The organism is Dactylosporangium vinaceum (assembly GCF_019904175.1).
Lineage (GTDB): Bacteria > Actinomycetota > Actinomycetes > Mycobacteriales > Micromonosporaceae > Dactylosporangium > Dactylosporangium vinaceum.
The window spans coordinates 5,423,474-5,442,634 of the sequence record NZ_CP061913.1 but is presented as its reverse complement, the minus strand read 5'-3'; the positions used below and the strand labels follow the sequence as shown (position 1 = coordinate 5,442,634).

Here is a 19,161-nt window from a genome sequence, read left to right as displayed (position 1 = left end):
GCTCCGGCCGCGGCGCTCGCGCGCCGCGGCCGGGGCTGTTCGAGGGTCAGGGAGCGCTCAGGCGATGGTGCAGGCGGCGCCGTTGAGTGCGAACGCCGCCGGGCGGGCGGTGTTGCCGGTGTGCGTGGCCTGGAAGCCGATCGTCGTCGACGCGCCCGGCGCCAGGGTGGCGTTGTAGCTGACGTTGCGGGCGGTCACCGCCCCCGAGGCCGGGCTGTACTGCGCGTTCCAGCCGGAGGTGATGCTCTGGCCGCCCGGGAGCGTGAAGGTAAGCGCCCAGCCGTTGACGGCCGCGCTCCCGGTGTTCGTGATGGTGATGTTCGCGGTAAGCCCGGTGTTCCAGGCGCTGATCGTGTCGGTCACCCGGCAGGCGGACCCACCCGGGGGCGGGCTCGACACCGGCGGACTCGACGCGGGCGGGCTCGACACGGGCGGGCTGGAGACGGGCGGGCTCGACACCGGCGACGTGGTAGGCCCGCTGCCGGTCAGGCCGAAGAACGCGATCGCGTACGCGGCCATGCCGGCCGAGGGCAGGCTGTGCCCGGCGCCCTGGATGCTGTACGCCTCGACCTGCACCGTGCCGGACGAGTCGGCGTAGCGCCGGCGGGTCCAGCCGGACTGTGGCGTGTCGGTGGACGTCGGCGTCTGGCTGAGGCCGAAGACGTTCGTCCACTGCTCGATCTCCTCCTGCAGCAATGAGTACGGCACGAGCGTGTCGCTGGTGCCGTGCCACAGCTGCATGCGGGGCCGCGGCCCGCTGTATCCGGGATACGCCTGCCGGACGGCGTCGCCCCACTGCTGCGGCGTGCGGTCCATGCTCCCGCCGGTGCAGCGGCTGGTGCCGGGCGGATAGTCGGCCGCGTTGGCGAAGCAGTTGAACGGCACGCCCATGAACGCCGCGCCCGCCTTGAAGACGTCCGGGTACAACGCCAGCATCTCGTTCGTCATCATGCCGCCGGACGAGCTGCCGGTCGCGTAGACCCGGCTCGGGTCGCCCCCGTACTGCTGCTCTACGTAGGTCACCATCGACACGATCGACACCGGGTCGCTGCCGCCCCCGCGCCGCTTGGCCGCGTCGGACCAGGTGTCGAAGCAGTTGCCGAAGCCGGCCTGCTGGGTCGCGCTCGGGTAGATCGCGATGTAGCCGTACCGGTCGGCCAGGCTCGCGAACTCGCTGCCCGAGTAGAAGCCCGGGCCGGAGCCGCCACAGCCGTGCATGGCGACCACGATCGCCGGGTGGGCGGGGCGCGTGTCCGGGACGTAGACATGCATGCGCATGCCCCCCGGGTTGGCGCCGAAGTTGGTGACCTCGGTCAGCGTCGCGGCATACGCGGGCCGCAACGCCACGAGGGTCAGCCCGGCGAAGACCAGCATTGCCACCGGGCCGAGCAGGAGTTTCCTTCTCAATCGCATGCGCCTACTCCTCGTCTCTTGGAATCGGAGAGAAAACGGCGCGGCTCCCAAGCCGTCGTGCGGCATTTAGTGTGTACCTGGGACACATAAGTGTCAATCGATGTGGAGATCACCCGAGGCGATACAGTCGGGCGGTGGCCGACGCGTTCGACATCGAGGAGATCTTTCCCGACGACGACGCCGCGGTGCGGCTCCCCCGGCGGCAGTCCGGCCCCGCCCCCCAGGGCCTGGCCTTGACGCTGATGGCCGACTACACGCTGCGGACCAGGGCCTGGCTGCCGTCGGCCGCGATCGTGGCCCTGCTCGTCGAGTCCGGGGTGAGCGAGGCGGGCGCCCGCACCGCGATCAGCCGGCTGGCCCGCCGCGGCGTGCTGCAGAACCGCCGGGAGGGCCGCCACAGCCTCTACCGGCTGGCGGCCGCCGCGGCCGGCCAGCTCTCGGCCGGCGGGCAGTGGATCGTGTCGGCGGCGGCCGCGGCGGATTCGTGGGACGGGTGGTGGACGCTCATCGCCTTCTCGCTGCCGCAGCAGGAGCGCTCCCGCCGGCGGGAGCTGCGCGGGCGGCTGCGCTGGCTGGGCTACGCCCCGCTCTACGACGGCCTGTGGATCTCACCGCACGCGCTCACCGATCCGGCCGCCGGCCAGCTCGACGCGGTCGCCCCCGGGTCATTGACGGTGTTCCGGGCCCGGCACGTCGAGTTCGGCGCGGTGGCGCGGCGCGATCCGCTCCAGGCGTGGGACATCGCCGCCATCGCCGGGGACTACGACGCGTTCATCAGCCGCTGGCGGCCGCTGCTGCCCCGCATCGCCGCGGGCGGGGTCGGCGGCGCGGAAGCGGTGCACGCCCGCACCGCGGTGATGGACACCTACCGCCGCTTCGCCGTCCTCGACCCCCGGCTGCCGATCCGGCTGCTGCCGCCCGGCTGGCCGCGCCCGGCCGCCCGGGACCTCTTCGTCGCGGTGTACGACGGGCTGGCCCGGGCGGCCGAGGCGCACGTGCGGGCGGTCGCGGCCCGGCACGGCGACGGGACACCGGCGAGCGTCAGTGCGCATACCGTCGCCGAGATCCTCGCCGGTGTCGCGGCGTCATAGGGTGAGGTTGCGCTGCTGCACCGTCCACTGGGTGTGGCACAGGCCGCAGTTGCTGCCCACGAAGGCGGCGCCGGCCGTCGTGTCGCCCTTCAGTCGCCACTTCAGGTAGAGCACGGCGACCCGGCCGAACTCCCCGCCGTTGGTCTGCGTGTAAGTCCCACCGTGGCCGACGTTCAGGTTGCCCATGAACGCGGGCAGCCCGGACGGCAGCTTGCCCCAGTCGTCCATGGCGTTGGCGTAGGCGATGTCGCTCGGGCCGCCGATGAAGTATGCGATCGGCCTGGTCAGCCGGCGCAGCTGGTAGTCGTTGTTGTCGTCGAGCAGCCCGCTGCTGAAGATCAGGGTGGTGCTCACCCGGGCGTCGTTGGACACCTCGTAGGCCTCCAGGCCGCCGCACGACCAGCCGCCGACGGCGATTCTGGACGTGTCGAGCCGGCCGTAGTACTTGCTGCCCGCCCGGTTGTTCTCGGCCACCGCCCAGTCCATCGACTGGGTCATCATGGCGGCGGTCGTGGAGCCCGAGCCGTTCGGGGCGCCGCTGGCCAGCACCAGGAAGCCGTGGGAGGCGATCTCACGCAGGAACGGCAGCGACGCCGTGCCGTTGGCCGAGCATCCGCCCTCACCCCAGACGAAGATCGGCATCTTCTGTACCGGAAGACTCTCCGGCCGGTAGATGGTGTGGTTCGGCAGCCCGCTGGAGGTCTCGTAGCCGGCCGGGCACGGCCCCGACCCGCCACCGGTGCCGGTGGCGGTGCAGCCCGGACCCGTGCTCGGGCTGGAGCTCGGGTTCGGACTGGTGCTCGCGCTGGGGCTGGTGCTCGCGCTGGGGCTGGTGCTCGCGCTCGGGCCGGCGGTCGGCGACGACGAGCCGCCGACCTCGCCGGTGCACGCCGTGCCGTTCAGGACGAACGTGGCGGGCGCGGGGTTCGTACCGGTCCAGCTGCCGTTGAAGCCGAACGCGACGCTGCCGCCGCTGGGGATGGAGCCGTTGTAGCTCGCATTCGCCACGCTCACCTGCGCACCGGACTGGGTCACGGTGCCGTTCCAGAGCTGGGTGATCGTCTGCCCGGCGCCGAACGACCAGGCGAGGGTCCAGCCGTTGACCGCGTCACCGAGGTTCGTGACGGTGACGTTTGCGCCGAAGCCGCCCTGCCACTGGCTGGAGACGGCGTAGCTGACGCGGCAGCCGGCGGCGGCGTGGGCCGTGGTGCTCACCAGGACGCCGCCGGCGGTGGCGAGCACCGCGCTGAGCGCGCCGGCGATGAGTGTTCCGGTGCGGTTGCGGGACGTAGCCATGCGGTTCCTCTCAACGGTTCCAGCGCTGATTGGCGGCGGCCGTGCAGGTCCACAGGACCACCGGGGTGTTGTTGGCCGTGGCCGCGCCGTAGACGTCGAGGCAGAGGCCGGACGAGACGCTGCTGATCGTGCCGTCGGCGTTGAGCGTCCACTGCTGGTTGGCCTGGCCGCTGCAGCTGTAGATCTGCGCCTTCGCACCGGCCACCGCGCCGGTGGGGGCGTCGAGGCACTTGCCGAGCGCCTGCAGCTGCCTGCTCGCGGTGTAGGTCCACTGCTGGTTGGCGTTGCCGCTGCAGTCCCAGATGATCGGCTGGGTGCCGTTGGTGGTGTTGCTGCCCGGCACGTCGAGGCAGCGCCCGGATGCGGCACCGACGAGCGCGGAGCCGGTCGCGCCGCCGCTGGTCTCCAGGCTGCCGGGCACGGACCGCAGCGCGGTGTACCAGGCGGCCGCCATCTTGTCGTAGCCGCCGGCGGTCGGATGCACCCCGTCGATGAGCTCGGCCGTCGTCACCACACTGTGCATGTCGACCAGGTGCACGTGCTTGCCGGCGTTGGCCCGGCTCTGCACGATCCCGGGGATCGCGGCGTTGAACGTGCGCGCCGCCGACTCCTGCCCGGCGTTGCCCAGCGGGATGATGGTGGCGACGAAGATCTCCGCGTTCGGCGCGGCCGCGATGATGTGGTCGATGAGCGTGGAAAGCCGGCCGGGCGCACCGGAGACGTTGGAGTTCTGCAGGATGTCGTTCGTGCCGATGTGCAGCAGCACCGTCCGCGGGGTCGAGGTGCGCAGCCAGCCGGTGATGTTGGCGTCGATCTGGTCGATGCGCCAGCCGGGGTGGCCCTCGTGGTCGTGGTCGCCCAGGCTCGACGGGCCGTTGTACTGCGAGCCGACGAAGTCGACGCGATACCCGCCGGCCGCCAGCCGCTGCCACAGCCCGATGCGGTAGCCGCCCGGCACCTGGGTGCCCTCGGTGATCGAGTCACCCAGCGGCATGACCCGCACGCCCCCGTTGGACTCCGCGGCCGCCGCGGGCGCGTGCATCACGGCACCGGCCACCGCCGCCGCGAATGTGAGCGCTGCCATTCGCAGCCAACGACCCGATCCACGCATGCTGCACCCTCTTTCGGAAACCAGACATTGCCGCTCAACGATTGCTGAAGCGGCGTCAGAATGCGCGTGAGTCCGGTGCAGGTCAAGGCCGAATTTGCGTTATGGCCGGGCCCCGTGGAAGGTCACGTCCGGCCCTTTCACCCGCGCGGCTCGCGATCCGCCCCCCATCGACGGCTACCTCTTGAACGAATGGAAACATTGTGGCAACGTCACCGGACGGCAGACCTTCCCGCCGGATCCGTCAATCCGTGCCCGCCGGAGCGCTGCTCTTCCCATCCGCGCCGACACCCCTCACCGCCGCTCGGCTGTGAGCGCTCACATTCCGGCGGTGAGCCGGACCAAGGAGTCGATGACCCATGCAACCCACCGTCGGCCGCCGTCTCGCGGCGGCCCTGAGCGGGGCGGTGACGATCGCCGCCGCCGCGGCGATCACGCTGCTCGCCCCGGCCCCGAGCGCCGCGGCGGCGTCGCCGCAGGTGTGTGACATCTACGCCAGCGGGGGCACGCCCTGCATCGGCGCCCACAGCACGACCCGGGCGCTGTACGCGGCCTACAACGGCCCGCTGTACCAGGTCCAGCGCGGCTCCGACCGGCAGTATCTGGACGTGGGGCTGCTGTCGGCCGGCGGCGTGGCCAACGCGGCCGCGCAGGACACCTTCTGCGGCAGCGCCGCCTGCACGATCACGAAGATCTACGACCAGACGAGCAACCACAACGACCTGCCCATCTCCTGGGGCGGCTTCTGGAAGGGCCCCGGACCCAACGGCGCCGACGTCGGCGCGGACGCCAAGGCCCTGCCCGTCACGGTGAACGGGCACAAGGCGTACGGCATCAAGGTCACGCAGGGCGTCGGCTACCGCATCGACCACGCCAAGAACGCCCCCACCGGCGCCCAGCCCGAGGGCATCTACATGATCACCTCCTCCAACTACGTGAACGACCAATGCTGCTTCGACTACGGCAGCGGCGAAAACTCACACACCGACACCGGCAACGCCACGATGAACGCCATCGAGTGGGGCACCGCGTGCTGGTTCGGCACCTGGGGGAACCCGAAAAACCCGTGCGTCGGCACCGGCCCCTGGGTCGAGGCCGACCTCGAAAACGGCATGTACCACACCAACACCGGCTCCAACAAAGACCCCAACAACTCCGGCGTGCACTACCCGTTCGTCTCCGCCTGGGAAAAGAACAACGGCACCACCAACTTCACCCTCAAATACGGCAACGCCACCACCGGCGGCCTCACCACCACCTTCTCCGGACCCCTCCCCAACGGCTACTCACCCATGAAGAACGACAGCTCACTGCTGCTCGGCACCGGCGGCGACAACAGCCACACCGGCGTCGGCGAGTTCTTCGAAGGCGCCATCACCGCCGGCTACCCCACCGACGCCACCGAGAACGCGGTCCAGGCCAGCATCACCGCCGCCGGATACTCCTTCGGCACCGGGACCGGCTCGGGCAACGGCAGCCAGATCGTCGGCGGCCAGTCGGGCCGCTGCCTCGACGTGCCCAACTCGTCGACGACGAACGGCACGCAGGTCCAGCTCTACGACTGCAACGGCCAGGCCAACCAGTCCTGGACCGCCACCAGCGGCAAGCAGCTGCAGGTGCTCGGCTCCAAGTGCCTCGACGCCAACGGCCGGGGCACCACCAACGGCACGACGGTCATCATCTGGGACTGCAACGGCCAGACCAACCAGCAGTGGAACGTCAACAGCAACGGCACCATCACCGGCGTGCAGTCCGGCCTGTGTCTCGACGCCAACGGTGCCGGCACCGCCAACGGCACCAAGCTCATCCTCTGGGCCTGCAACGGCGGCGCCAACCAGCAGTGGAGCCTGCGCGCCTGACCGCGCGCCGATCAAGGAGACAACGAATGCGGATACAACTCAGACCCTGGCTGGTGCGCGCGGTCGCGCTGTTCCTGGCCGCCGGCGCGGCCTTCTGGTACATCGGCGTGCGCTCGGCCGAGCCGGCCCACGCGCTGGCCAACAACCTGGCCCTCACCCCGCCGATGGGGTGGAACGACTGGAACGCGTACGGCTGCAACGTCTCGGAGGCACTCGTCAAGCAGACCGCCGACAAGATGGTGTCGTCGGGGCTCGCGGCCGCCGGCTACCAGTACGTCAACATCGACGACTGCTGGATGCAGCACAACCGCGACTCGGCGGGCAACCTCCAGCCCGACTACGCGAAGTTTCCCGACGGCATCTCCGGCACCGCGGCCTACGTGCACAGCAAGGGCCTGAAGCTCGGCATCTATGAGGACGCGGGGACGCAGACGTGCGCCGGCTACCCCGGCAGCCTAGGGCACGAGCAGCAGGACGCGCGCAGCTTCGCGGCCTGGGGCGTCGACTACCTGAAGTACGACAACTGCTTCAACAACGGCAGTTCGACCACGCAGCAGTACATCGCCCGCTACTCGGCGATGCGCGACGCGCTCGCGGCGACCGGCCGGCCGATCGTCTACAGCATCTGTGAGTGGGGCGTGAACGCCCCGTGGACGTGGGCGGCACCCGTCGGCAACCTGTGGCGCACCACCGGCGACATCCAGAACAACTTCAGCAGCGTGCTGAACATCTTCCACCAGAACGTCGGGCTGGCCGCGTACGCCGGGCCGGGCCAGTGGAACGACCCGGACATGCTCGAGGTCGGCAACGGGATGTCGGCCACCGAGGACCGGGCCCACTTCAGCCTGTGGGCCGAGATGGCCGCGCCGCTGCTGGCCGGCAACAACCTGGTCAACGCGAGCGCCACCACGCTGTCGATCCTCGGCAACAAGGCCGTCATCGCGGTCGACCAGGACTCGGCCGGCAAGCAGGGCCGGATGGTGAGCTCCTCGGGCGGGCTCGACGTGCTGGCCAAGCCTCTGGCGAACGGCGACGTGTCGGTGGTGCTGTTCAACGAGAACACCGCGACCGCCACGATCAGCACCACGGCCGCCGCGATCGGCAAGTCCGGCGCGTCGTCCTACTCGCTGACCGACCTGTGGAGCGGGGCGAGCAGCACCACCAGCGGCACGATCAGCGCGAGCGTGCCCGGGCACGGTGTGGTGATGTACCGGGTCGCGGGCGGTACCACCGGCAATCCCGGCGGCGGGTCCACGACGACGGTCCGCAACACCGGCGCCAACCGGTGCCTCGACGACCCCAACAGCAGCACGACGAACGGCGTCCAGCTGATCATCTGGGACTGCAACGGCGGCACCAACCAGCAGTGGACCTACACCGCGGGCAAGCAGCTGCAGGTGCTCGGCAAGTGCCTCGACGCGTACAACAACCAGACCTCGCCCGGCACCAAGGTGGAGATCTGGGACTGCAACGGCCAGACCAACCAGCAGTGGAACGTCAACAGCAACGGCACCATCACCGGCGTGCAGTCCGGGCTGTGCCTCGAGGCGAACGGCACCGCGAACAACGCGCTGGTCCGGCTGAACACCTGCAACGGCAGTGGCAGCCAGAACTGGACCCGGACGTGAACCGCCGCACCGTCGCCGCCCTGAGCGCCGCCGCGCTCACCGTCGCCGGGGTGGTCCTCGCGGCGGGCATCGCGTCGGCGGCGACGGCCGCGCCGATCGTGGGTCAGCAGTCCGGGCGCTGCGTCGACGTGCCCAACTCGTCGACGGCGAACGGCACGCAGGTGCAGCTCTACGACTGCAGCGGCCAGGCCAACCAGTCCTGGACCGCCACGAGCGGCAAGCAGCTGCAGGTGTACGGGACCAAGTGCCTCGACGCCAACAACCGCGGCACCACCAACGGCACCGCCGTCATCATCTGGGACTGCAACGGCCAGACCAACCAGCAGTGGAACCTCAACAGCAACGGCACCATCACCGGCGTGCAGTCCGGGCTCTGCCTCGACGCCAACGCCGCCGGCACCGCCAACGGCACCAAGCTCATCCTCTGGGCCTGCAACGGCGGCGCCAACCAGCAGTGGAGCCAGCCGGCCACGCCGACCAGCCCGACCGGCCCGACGACCCCGCCACCGGTGGGCGCCGGCCCGTGTGACATCTACGCGGCCGGTGCGACACCGTGCGTCGCCGCGCACAGCACCACCCGGGCGCTGCTGCAGTCCTACTCCGGTCGCCTGTACCAGGTGCGCCGGTCCTCGGACAACGCGACGCGGGACATCGCGACCCGCACCGCCGGCGGCACGGCCGACGCCGCCGCCCAGGACTCGTTCTGCTCCGGCACCACCTGCGTGGTGACGGTGGTATACGACCAGTCCGGGCACGGCAACGACCTGTGGTATCAGGGCTCCTCGGTGGTGCCGGGCTCCAGCTCGAGCAGCCCGGCCCGGGCCACCTCGGAGTCGCTGACCGTCGGCGGCAGCAAGGCGTACTCGCTGTACATCAACCCGGGCAACAGCTACTGGCGCGACGGCCACCTGACCGGCGTGCCCACCGGCTCGGCGCCCGAGGGCATGTACATGGTCACCTCCGGCACGCACGTCAACAGCGGCTGCTGCTTCGACTACGGCAACAGCGAGACGACGCGCAAGGCCGACGCCGCCGGGGCCATGGACGCGATCAACTTCGGCACCGAGTGCTGGTTCGGCGGCTGCTCCGGCACCGGCCCGTGGGTCCAGGCCGATCTGGAGTGGGGTCTCTACTCGGGCGGAAGCCAGTCGTGGAACTCCGCCCAGCGGGCGTTCACCAGCAAGTTCGTGACCGCCACGCTGAAGAACAACGGCACGTCCCGCTTCGCCATGAAGGGCAGCAACGCGCAGTCCGGCAGCCTCTACACGGTGTGGGACGGCGGGCTTCCCAGCGGGTACAGCCCGATGAAGAAGCAGGGCGCCATCATCCTCGGCAGCGGCGGCGACTGCTGCAAGCCGGGCGGCGGGGCCAACCTGAGCGCGGGCACGTTCTACGAGGGCGCCATGGTCGCGGGCTACCCGTCCGACGCGACCGAGAACGCGGTGCAGGCCAACATCGTGGCTGCCGGCTACCGCTGACAGCCGCGCCGGGGCCGGTTCCCGAAATTTTCAGGCTCGAAAACTCGAAAGTTTCGATACCGGCCCCGGCGGGGCGGCCCGCCGGAGCGACGATCACAGCAGTGAGAGCTGCGGAAAGCGGCCCGGAACGGCATCGATCGCGGTGCCGGTCCGGGCCACGCCCGCTTCCGGAACTTACGAATCTATTCCGGAAACTCTTGCTCGGCGATCCGGGCGCGTGTCAGCATGGCTGCGCATTGAAGCCCACCGTTCTCCGGCCGGGTCGGGCCTTCCGCCGACACCCCTGCACCCGCGCGGCTGCTCCCGTCTGCTCCGCGGGCGGTGGACGGCGCCTCCGGCCGGAGAACCCAGAAGGAGGCCCCAGTGGCAGCAAGACCCCGGATCCGTGCGCTGCTCGGCGGCGCGCTCGCCGCCGGCGTCGCGGTGATCGGCGCCATGGCGATGATTCCCGACGCGAACGCCGCGGCCAGCACGCTCGGCGCGGCCGCGGCACAGTCCGGCCGATACTTCGGCACCGCCATCGCCGCGAGCCGGCTCGGCGACTCGGCCTACACCACCATCGCCGCGCGTGAGTTCAACATGGTCACGGCCGAGAACGAGATGAAGCCCGACGCCACCGAGCCGCAGCGGGGGCAGTTCAACTTCAGCTCCGGCGACCAGATCTACAACTGGGCCACCCAGCGCGGCATGAAGGTCCGCGGCCACACCCTGGCCTGGCACTCCCAGCAGCCGAGCTGGTGGGGTGGCATCAGCGGCAGCTCTCTGCGCCAGGCGATGATCGACCACATCAACGGCGTCATGGCCCACTACAAGGGCAAGCTCGCCTACTGGGACGTCGTCAACGAGGCCTACAACGAGGACGGCAGCCGCCGCAACTCCAACCTGCAGCAGACCGGCAACGACTGGATCGAGGTCGCGTTCCGCACCGCCCGCAACGCGGACCCGTCGGTCAAGCTCTGCTACAACGACTACAACATCGAGAACTGGTCCTACGCCAAGACGCAGGGCGTGTACCGGATGATCCAGGACTTCAAGTCCCGGGGCGTGCCGATCGACTGTGTCGGGCTGCAGACGCACTTCACCGGCGGCAGCTCCCTGCCGTCGAACTTCCAGACCACGCTGTCCAGCTTCGCCGCGCTGGGCGTGGACGTGGCGCTGACCGAGGTCGACGTCACCAACGCCTCCACCACCCAGTACGCCGGCCTCACCCAGGCCTGCATGAACGTCTCGCGCTGCGTCGGCATCACCGTCTGGGGCGTGCGCGACCAGGACTCGTGGCGCTCGAGCGAGAACCCGCTGCTGTTCAGCGGCAGCAACAAGAAGGCCGCCTACACCTCGGTCCTCAACGCCCTCAACGCGGCCGGGCCGACGACGTCGCCGACGGGCGGGGGCACCCAGTCCCCGACGCCCACGACCTCGCCGACCTCCGGCGGCGGTGGTGGCGCCGGTCGCATCGTCGGTGCGCAGTCCGGCCGGTGCGTCGACGTGCCCAACGCCTCGCAGACCAACGGCACCCGGGTGCAGCTCTACGACTGCAACGGCCAGTCCAACCAGCAGTGGACCTACACCTCCAGCAAGCAGCTGCAGATCTACGGCAGCCGCTGCCTGGACGCCGCCGGCTCCGGCAACGGCGCCGCAGTACAGATCTACAGCTGCAACGGCCAGACCAACCAGCAGTGGAACGTCAACAGCAACGGCACCATCACCGGCGTCCAGTCCGGACGCTGCCTCGACGTCTGGGGCACCGGCAACGGCCAGCAGATCCAGATCTACGACTGCAACGGCCAGGCCAACCAGCGCTTCAGCCTGAGCTGACGCCCGGGTGGTGACGGCGGTGTGGCGGCGATCCCGCGGCCACACCGCCTTCGCCTGTCTCAGCTCAGCGCGGGCCGGACGCGGAATGTGCTGCCGGCCCGGAAGGCGGCGGTGCCGTCGGCCTGGTGCACCCACAGCTCGTCGCCGTCGCGGTGGATGAAGTAGCCGCGGTAGTTCGACGCTTCGAGCATGACGTCGCCGGTGCCGGTGCCGAGCGGGCAGAAGGTGGCGTCGCCGCGGAACAGCGAGGTGCCCTGGTCGCGGTCGAGGCGCAGCCGCCAGGAGGCGTGGCGCAGATACTGCCCGTCGGCCGCCCGGAACGAGTAGCACTCCGCGTCGGCCAGGCCGGGCACCGCCGTGAACGTGGCCCGCTGCCGCGCGGCCGCGGTCGCCGGCGTGACCAGGACGCCGAGCTGGCCGTCGGTGCCCAGATAGCGGCCCGGCCCGGCGTCGAGCTCCAGCGACACCGGGCCTGTGTGCAGCCCGGGCGGGGGCGGCGGCGATGACGGACCGGCGGACGACGGCACCGCCGAGGGCGCCGCGACCGGGGGCGACGGCGCTTCGGTGCGCGGCCAGACCGCGACGGTCACCGCGACCCCGGCCGCCAGCGACCCGGCGACGACGAGCTTCGCCACCGGCAGACCCACCAACCAGCCGGCCTTCGCCGAGGCGGCCGCGACGGCCGGGCCGGTCGCGGCGGCCGGCGGCGCGGCGGCGCTGATCCCGGCGGCGGTGTCGTGGCCGCCGAAGGCGCCGATGAGCGGGCCCGGCACCGGCAGCAGCGCGAAGCCGCTCAGGAGGTGCTCGGTGTCGACGGCGTCCTCGGCGGCCCGGGTGCACGCCACGCAGGACCGGGTGTGCCGGCTGATCCGCTTGCGCCACAGCGGGCTCGGGATGCCGTCCCAGTCGGCCAGGACCGAGTCCAGCCAGGGGCATCGCGGCCGGGCGTCGAGCGCGGCGACGAGCACCCGCGCCTGCTCCAGCCGCTCCCGCATCCGCTGGACCCGCACGCCGGCGTGCACGACGCCGACGCCCAGCGCGGTGGCGAGCTCGGCCCGGCTCAGCTCCCCGCCGACCTCCAGCCACCACAGCGACCACAGCGCCCGGTCCTCCGGGTCGAGCCAGCCGACCGCCTGCCCGACCTGCCGCCGCTGCCCCGACAGCTCCACCCGCAGCACTGTCAGGTCCTCGAAGTCGTCCGCGTCCGGCGCATCCGTGAGCTCGTCGAGCGGCACCCGCCGCCCGCTGACGGTCCGCTCCCGCTGCAGATACGTCCCGGCCTGACGGACCGCGATCGCGGCCAGCCAGGCCCGGAAGCTGTCCGGCTCGCGCAGCGCCGGCAGCTGGCGCATCGCCCGCAGCATCGTCTCCTGCACCACGTCGTCCACACCGCCGGGATGCCCGGCGAGGGCCCGCCGCACGATCGTGTACACCAACGGCAGATGCCCCGCCAGCAGATCGTCCCGGGCGCGCTCGTCTCCGGCCTTCGCCGCCGCGACCAGAGAAGCCTGGCCGATGTTCGTCATTGCCACGCGCCATCACCGTGCAAGTCGAGGGAGCCGGGTGTCCATCTCGGCACAGAGCCGCGGACGCTGTCAAGCACCGGCCCCCCCGACCATCTGTAGCGGCGTGGCATAACGCTTTTCGGATCGTCAGATTCTGGTAAGGGTCCAGAGGTGGTCGGCGGTGCCGGAGTCACCCCACTGCAGCACCTGGGCGCCCGAGCTGGTGCTCATGTTGGTGACCCCGAGGACCAGGCCGCTGTTGACGCTGCGGATCTTGTAGTGCCCCGACCCGTCGGCCGTCAGGGTCCAGAGGTGGTCGGACGTGCCGGTGTCACCCCAGACGAGGGCCGTGGCCCCCTGGCTTGTCGACGCGTTCTGGATGCCCAGGACGAGGCTGCTCGACTGATTGACGATTTTGTACTGCCCATTGCCCACGGATACGAGCGTCCACACCTGCGAGGTGGCCGAGCCGGCCGTCGCCTGGACCACAGCGGTGCCCCAGGCGGTGCCGGAGTTGAGCGTGTCGAGGCGCAGCCCGCTGTTGTTGTTGGCGATGCGGTAGGTGCCGGCCAGATCGGTCGGCGGCGGGGTCGTCGTGCCGCCGCCGCCCGAGCCGGGGGTGATCGTGATGCGGTAGGCGTTGTTCGTCGCCATGGTGATGGGGACCGTGATGGAGCCGTTGGACGGCGTGTAGGTCGTGGTGGACACGGTGCTGGGCCCGGCGGACGCGACGGTGCGGCCCAGCGAGACGGTCTGCTCGACCTTGACGCTGACCGTGCTGCCGAGGCTCAGCGCGTTGAGCCCGTTGACAGTCACCGCGCACGACCCGTTGCAGTTGCCGGCGATGACGCTCACCTGGTTGCGGCCCGAGGGCACCGCGGCGAGGCCGTCGATCCCGGTCTGGGCCGGCGGCGTGGTGACGACCATGTTCCCGCTCATCGCGGCGTACCAGGTGTAGAGCCAGTAGGCGGCGTTGGGGCTGCCACCGCGGGCGGTCAGCAGGTCGCCGAGGGTCCCCGACTGGTTCCAGAACGCCAGCTCGGCGTCGCGGATGCCGAGGCGCTCGAACTTCGCGATGTAGCCGACGAGCGGGCCGGGCAGGCCCACCTCGCTCGGCGCGGCGTACTCCTCGATGGCGATCGGCCGCCGGGCGATGCCGAGCTGGTCCTCGATGGACTGCACCGTGGCCACGTCCCCGGCGATCTTCGAGGACCGGCTGAGCTCGTGCCAGGCCAGCACGTCGGGCACCGTGTTCGTGGCGACGGCGTTCTGCAGGAAGTTGCGCATGTCGCCGATGTTGTCGGAGAAGCTCGGGCCCTGGATCGGCTTGTTCGGGTCGATCGAGCGGACCTGGCGGAACGTCGTGGTCCAGAAGTTCTCGTAGGTCCCGTTGGCCGAGTTCCAGGTGTTGTCGGACTCGTTCCACAGCTCGTAGGCGGCGATGCTGGAGTAGTACGAGGAACCCTTCATGGTGTTGATCTGTGAGTTGATGAAGGGCGTCCACGTGCTCCAGCTGAACTGGTAGGGCCAGCCGGGATAGTAGTCGGACAGGCGGTTGACCAGTTTGGCGCCGACGCTGACGGCCGTCGGCGCGACGACGGCGATGTCACCGGTGGGCTGCTGGCGCCCGCCCGCGGGCATCTGCACGAACGTGTTCGGCTTGATCGCCTGGGCGAGGGCCACCGTGGGCTGCGACGCGTTCGCGAGCCCGTAGAGGCTTCCGGTCGCCACGTGCGTCACGGGCCGCAGCGTCTGACTCGCGTCGACTACCAGGGTGGTGGCGGCGGTGGCGGCCGACGCCGGGCTGAGCGCGAACCCGGCGGACACCATCGCGAGCGCGGCGGCCGACGCCATGAGCGCCAGCGACCGGCCCCGGCGGGCCCGGCGGGTTCGAACGGTCTGCGACATGCTTGCCTGCTCTTTCTTTCCCGGCGGCCCGGCATCCGCCCGGAGGCGCACGGACCCGACCGACGTGGTCGGCGTCGTGCGCAGGGGTGTCCGTCGAATTGCGGCGGAATGCGGCCCGGAATGCCCGGCCGGGAAACAGCGGGGAAATCGATTGCCTTGACGCTATGAGCGCCCGGAGCTGCGTGTCAAGGCGGGTGACAGTAACACCGAAAGGAAACTCGGAAACCCCGAGCCAAACCATCTGGCGGCCAGTAAGGAGACTCTGCAAGCGCTCGTGAAATAACGAATTTCCGGCATCAGTGTCCGTCGTCCTCTCCGGTGGTCAGGTCGAGGGCCAGGATGTGGCGCAGGGCCGTGGTGAGCGCCCGCTCGGGGTCGGGCGGCAGGGCGGTGCTGCGATACGCCACGTAGTTGTCGGGGCGCAGCAGCACGCAGCCGGTGTCCTCGACCTCACGCAGCGTCGCCCAGTCGCCGTACAGGTCCTCGTAGTCGGCTCCGGGGCCGATGCTCGCCGCGACGACCTCCACGCCGAGGGTGGCGGCGACGGTGCGGGCGGCCTCGATCCAGGGCTCGCCGCCGACGCCGGTCAGCAGCGCGAAGCGGCCCCGGCCGCCGACGTCGAGCGTGGACAGCCGGCCGGCGCCGCGGCCGAGCCAGGCGTGCGGGACCTTCGCCCCGGGCCAGGTCGTCGGGTGGTGGTGCAGCTCGTGGTCGCGCGTGGGCACCGGTGCCGGGGTGCCGTCGGCGACGATCGCGTCGGAGCGGTAGCGCTGGTCGAGCTCGACGCCGTGGGTGTTGAACTCGTAGTTCTTGAACTCGACAGCCTCGCGCAGCAGCCGGCGCTGCTTCTCGGCCTCCGGGCCCGGCGACTTGCGGGCCGCCATGTTGGCCCGCATCTGCTCGGGGTCCTCGGTGGACAGCAGGCCGAGCGCCTGGAAGATGCGGCTCGTCTCGCCGATGCTCCGGTTGGCCCGGCCCACGATCTGCCGGCCGACCGGGGCCCGCTCCGCGGAGTACGACTCCAGCAGCCGCGGGTCGGCCGCACCCGAGAGCACCAGCTTGAGCTTCCACGCCAGGTTGTACGCGTCCTGGATCGACGTGTTGGAGCCGAGCCCGTTCGACGGCGGGTGGCGGTGGACCGCGTCGCCGGCACAGAAGACCCGGCCGGTGTGGTAGCGCTCGGCGTAGAGGTGGTTGACCGTCCACGCCGAGGACGACCTGACGGTGACCGGCACCGTGTCGTCGCCGATGAGCTGGTGGGCGATCCGCCGGGCGTAGTCCTCGGTGAGGTTCGGCGGCTCGCCGTTGATGTCGTAGCCCCAGACGATCAGCCACTCGTTCCACGGGCGCACGCACCGCACCAGCCCCATGCCGATGCCGCCGACGTCGGACCCGGTCTGCAGCACCCAGTACAGGGTGCTCGGCCGGTGGGCGACGTAGCGGGTGAGGTCGGCCTCGAAGACGATGTTGATGCTGCCGGCGACGCCCATCTGGCCGACCATCGGCAGCCCGATGTCCTCGGCGACCCGGCTGCGGCCGCCGTCGGCGCCGATCAGATACTTGGCCCTGATCCGGAAGGTGTCGCCGCGCAGCCGGTCGCGGACCGTGGCGGTGACGCCGTCGGCGTCCTGGGTCAGCCCGAGGTACTCGGTGCCGAAGCGCAGCCGCGTGCCGCGGGCGATCGCCGCGTTGGCCAGCACCGGCTCCATGAGGTGCTGCGGCATGTCGCAGATGGAGGTCGGGGAGGCCAGGTCGTGCTCGGCCTGGCGCGCCGGATGCGTGTACCAGGTGTGCAGCCGGCCCAGCTCCTCGCCGGCCAGGCTGGTGCAGAACGGGGTCTGGCCCATCAGGTACTGCGGGGTGGCCTGGGCGACCACCGCCTCCTCGAGGCCGGCGTCGCGGAGCACCTCCATGGCCCGCTGGTTGGTGATGTGGGCCCGCGGCGTGTCGGCGAACCGGTCGTACTTGGTGACCACGATGTTCGCCACGCCGTAGGTGCTGAGCATCAGCGCCGCCGTGCTCCCGGCCGGTCCGCTGCCGACGATGAGGACGTCGGTCTCGACCGCTTCGGTCATGGGTGCTCCCTTGGGCATGGTGGGGCGACCGGCGGCGGGACGCCGGCCGGCCGAGGGCGGGTCGAGGGCGCAGCCGCTCAGGCCGCGGCGATCCGGAAGGTGTAGGTCACCGCGCGCCAGCCGGCGACGTCGCGGCCGTCCGGCGGGGCCCCGCGGCCGGGGACGAAGTCGACGACGAGCTCGCGTTTGACGCCGAACACGGTGTCGGAGTCGAGGTAGGCGCCGCCGGCGACGAACAGCTGGGTGATGAGGCGCCGGTAGCCGTCGGCGCTGATCATGAAGTGCAGGTGCGGGGCCCGGTACTGGTGCCGGCCCGTCGCGGCGAGCATCTGCCCGACCGGCCCGTCGTCCGGGATCGGATACTCCGACGGCAGGATCGACCAGAACCGCACCCGGCCCTCGGCGTCGCTGTGGAACCGGGCCCGCAGCACCGGACCGTCCTGGTCGGGCAGCTGGACGTCGTAGAAGCCGTCGTCGTTGGACTGCCAGACGTCCACGACCGCTCCGGCCACCGGCTTGCCGTCGACGTCCACGATGGCGACGTCCGTCCACAGTGGCGTGCCGGGGAGCCCGGCGGCGATGTCCGCGCCCGGCGGCTGCACCGGCGGCCCGGGCACGTAGAACGGCCCGAGGACCGCCGACGGCGTGGTGTCCGGGGTCCGGGAGTTGCTCAGCACGTCCACCATGCTCGACACGCCGAGCGTGTCGGACAGCAGCACGAACTCCTGCCGGACGTCGCTGCACAGCTGGCCGGTGCGGGTCAGGAAGTCGATGCCAAACTGCCACTCGCCGGGCGTGAGGTCGTTGTCGGTGACGAACTCGTGCAGCCGCCGCACGAGGTCGGTGACCAGCTGCCGCGCCCGCGGGTCCGGCGCCCCGCCGAACGACGCGACGACCTGCTCGGTCAGCCACCGCAGATCCGGCGTGGGCGGCGGGCCGGCCGGCCGCTCGCCGGTGAACGCCGCGCGCAGCAGCGTCTCGACGTCCGGCGCGGTGACGGGGCGCGGGTTGGGGTACTGCCGGCTCGTCGCGGCGCGGGCCACCGCCGGGATGTCGGCCGCGGCCAGGCCCAGGTCGCGCAGCGAGACGGGGCCGCCGAGCCGCGCGATCAGGTCGAACATGGCGGTGGGGGCGTCGCGGGCCCCGAGCGCGTCGGCGACCCGGCGCATCGCCCCGGGCGAGGCGGCGGCGTTGAACGCCATCGCGTGCGGGAGCACGACCGTGTGGACCTCGGCGTGCGGCAGGCCGAACGATCCGCCGAGCGCGTGGCACAGCTTGTGGTGCAGGCCCATCCCCGCGGTGCCGAGGCAGATCCCGGCGAGCCAGGCCCCCGTGAGCGCGTCCGTGCGGGCGGCGAGGTCGGCCGGGTCGGCGACGATGCGGGGCAGGGCGCCGGCGAGGCGGCGGATCGCCTGCGCGGCGAGGTCGTCGGTCACCGGGTTGGCGTCCGGGGAGTACAGCGCCTCCACGGCGTGCGCGATGGCGTTGACGCCGCTGGTGACCGACAGCGCGACCGGTAGGCCGGCGGTGAGCTCGACGTCGTAGACGACCGTCGCCGGCTGGATGCGCGGGTCCGAGCGGGTGGTCTTCTCGCCGCCGTCCGTCTCGCCGAGCACCGGCGTGACCTCGGAGCCGGCGTAGGTGGTGGGCACCGCGATGTGCGGCAGGCCGGTGCGCACGGCCAGCGCCTTGCCCAGGCCGGTGGCCGAGCCGCCGCCGATCGACACGATGCAGTCGGCGGCGCTTGCTCGCAGTACCCCCAAAGCGTCATGCGTCACCGCGACCGGCGTGTGCATGGCCACGCCGTCGAACCGGGCGACCTGCATGGCGCCGAGCGCGGCGGCGTCGCGCATCGAGGGGGTGGCCACCACCATCACCCGCGACCGGCCGAGCCGGCGGACCTCGTCGGCCAGCTGCTGCCGGGTGCCGGAGCCGAACACGACCCGGGCCGCGCCGGCGGTGTAGACGAACGACATACGTCGAGT

At 71.3% G+C, this 19,161-nt stretch carries 12 protein-coding genes; 5 read left to right on the top strand and 7 right to left on the bottom strand.

The genetic code is table 11. The features are described 5' to 3' along the window. Window positions 1–57: 57 nt before the first annotated feature. On the bottom strand, window positions 58–1,413 hold the full coding sequence (locus Dvina_RS24340) for an extracellular catalytic domain type 1 short-chain-length polyhydroxyalkanoate depolymerase (RefSeq protein WP_223104768.1): 1,356 nt from the start codon (window positions 1,411–1,413) through the stop codon (window positions 58–60). 134 nt (window positions 1,414–1,547) lie between these two features. On the opposite strand from Dvina_RS24340, the gene Dvina_RS24335 reads away from it, so the two are divergent. Beyond that, the gene (locus Dvina_RS24335; RefSeq protein WP_223104767.1) at window positions 1,548–2,504 is read left to right on the top strand and encodes a PaaX family transcriptional regulator; all 957 of its coding nucleotides are present in this window, start codon (window positions 1,548–1,550) and stop codon (window positions 2,502–2,504) included. Here the strand turns inward: Dvina_RS24335 and Dvina_RS24330 are convergent. Next, the gene (locus tag Dvina_RS24330; protein ID WP_223104766.1) at window positions 2,499–3,800 is read right to left on the bottom strand and encodes a cellulose-binding domain-containing protein; all 1,302 of its coding nucleotides are present in this window, start codon (window positions 3,798–3,800) and stop codon (window positions 2,499–2,501) included. The two genes, Dvina_RS24335 and Dvina_RS24330, sit on opposite strands and share 6 nt — an antisense overlap. A gap of 10 nt (window positions 3,801–3,810) precedes the next feature. After that, the gene (locus Dvina_RS24325) at window positions 3,811–4,884 is read right to left on the bottom strand and encodes a ricin-type beta-trefoil lectin domain protein (protein WP_246656409.1); all 1,074 of its coding nucleotides are present in this window, start codon (window positions 4,882–4,884) and stop codon (window positions 3,811–3,813) included. Between the two features lie 383 nt (window positions 4,885–5,267). Between Dvina_RS24325 and Dvina_RS24320 the strand changes: the two genes are divergently transcribed. From Dvina_RS24320 to Dvina_RS24305, 4 genes are all read left to right on the top strand, one after another. After that, window positions 5,268–6,767: an arabinofuranosidase catalytic domain-containing protein gene (locus Dvina_RS24320; RefSeq protein ID WP_223104764.1), complete on the top strand. Its 1,500-nt coding sequence runs from the start codon at window positions 5,268–5,270 to the stop codon at window positions 6,765–6,767. Window positions 6,768–6,793: 26 nt separating this feature from the next. Continuing rightward, a complete protein-coding gene (locus tag Dvina_RS24315; protein WP_223104763.1) occupies window positions 6,794–8,395 on the top strand; it encodes a glycoside hydrolase family 27 protein in 1,602 nt (533 codons plus the stop codon). A 20-nt stretch (window positions 8,396–8,415) separates the two neighbouring features. After that, entirely contained in the window at window positions 8,416–9,873 is a 1,458-nt protein-coding gene (locus Dvina_RS24310) for an arabinofuranosidase catalytic domain-containing protein (RefSeq protein ID WP_425516571.1), read from the top strand. Between the two features lie 363 nt (window positions 9,874–10,236). After that, a complete protein-coding gene (locus Dvina_RS24305) occupies window positions 10,237–11,688 on the top strand; it encodes an endo-1,4-beta-xylanase (protein ID WP_281428403.1) in 1,452 nt (483 codons plus the stop codon). Between the two features lie 59 nt (window positions 11,689–11,747). On the opposite strand, the gene Dvina_RS24300 is transcribed toward Dvina_RS24305, so the two are convergent. From Dvina_RS24300 to Dvina_RS24285, 4 genes are all read right to left on the bottom strand, one after another. Then, the gene (locus Dvina_RS24300; protein ID WP_223105684.1) at window positions 11,748–13,214 is read right to left on the bottom strand and encodes a sigma-70 family RNA polymerase sigma factor; all 1,467 of its coding nucleotides are present in this window, start codon (window positions 13,212–13,214) and stop codon (window positions 11,748–11,750) included. Between the two features lie 126 nt (window positions 13,215–13,340). Then, complete coding sequence (locus tag Dvina_RS24295; protein WP_246656408.1) at window positions 13,341–15,101, bottom strand: RICIN domain-containing protein; 1,761 nt, start codon at window positions 15,099–15,101, stop codon at window positions 13,341–13,343. A gap of 296 nt (window positions 15,102–15,397) precedes the next feature. Then, window positions 15,398–17,176: an FAD-dependent oxidoreductase gene (locus Dvina_RS24290; protein ID WP_223104762.1), complete on the bottom strand. Its 1,779-nt coding sequence runs from the start codon at window positions 17,174–17,176 to the stop codon at window positions 15,398–15,400. A 77-nt stretch (window positions 17,177–17,253) separates the two neighbouring features. After that, window positions 17,254–19,152 (bottom strand): maleylacetate reductase and hydroxyquinol 1,2-dioxygenase domain-containing protein, encoded by a 1,899-nt coding sequence (locus tag Dvina_RS24285; RefSeq protein WP_223104761.1) that lies wholly within the window; start codon window positions 19,150–19,152, stop codon window positions 17,254–17,256. Window positions 19,153–19,161: the final 9 nt, after the last annotated feature.

What these genes read in the sequence shown, in the direction of transcription:
- Dvina_RS24340 (WP_223104768.1), bottom strand. Translation starts at nt 1,413, where the DNA reads ATGCGATTGAGAAGGAAACTCCTGCTCGGCCCGGTGGCAATGCTGGTC.
- Dvina_RS24330 (WP_223104766.1), bottom strand. Translation starts at nt 3,800, where the DNA reads ATGGCTACGTCCCGCAACCGCACCGGAACACTCATCGCCGGCGCGCTC.
- Dvina_RS24325 (WP_246656409.1), bottom strand. Translation starts at nt 4,884, where the DNA reads ATGGCAGCGCTCACATTCGCGGCGGCGGTGGCCGGTGCCGTGATGCAC.
- Dvina_RS24320 (WP_223104764.1), top strand. Translation starts at nt 5,268, where the DNA reads ATGCAACCCACCGTCGGCCGCCGTCTCGCGGCGGCCCTGAGCGGGGCG.
- Dvina_RS24315 (WP_223104763.1), top strand. Translation starts at nt 6,794, where the DNA reads ATGCGGATACAACTCAGACCCTGGCTGGTGCGCGCGGTCGCGCTGTTC.
- Dvina_RS24300 (WP_223105684.1), bottom strand. Translation starts at nt 13,214, where the DNA reads ATGACGAACATCGGCCAGGCTTCTCTGGTCGCGGCGGCGAAGGCCGGA.
- Dvina_RS24295 (WP_246656408.1), bottom strand. Translation starts at nt 15,101, where the DNA reads ATGTCGCAGACCGTTCGAACCCGCCGGGCCCGCCGGGGCCGGTCGCTG.
- Dvina_RS24290 (WP_223104762.1), bottom strand. Translation starts at nt 17,176, where the DNA reads ATGACCGAAGCGGTCGAGACCGACGTCCTCATCGTCGGCAGCGGACCG.
- Dvina_RS24285 (WP_223104761.1), bottom strand. Translation starts at nt 19,152, where the DNA reads ATGTCGTTCGTCTACACCGCCGGCGCGGCCCGGGTCGTGTTCGGCTCC.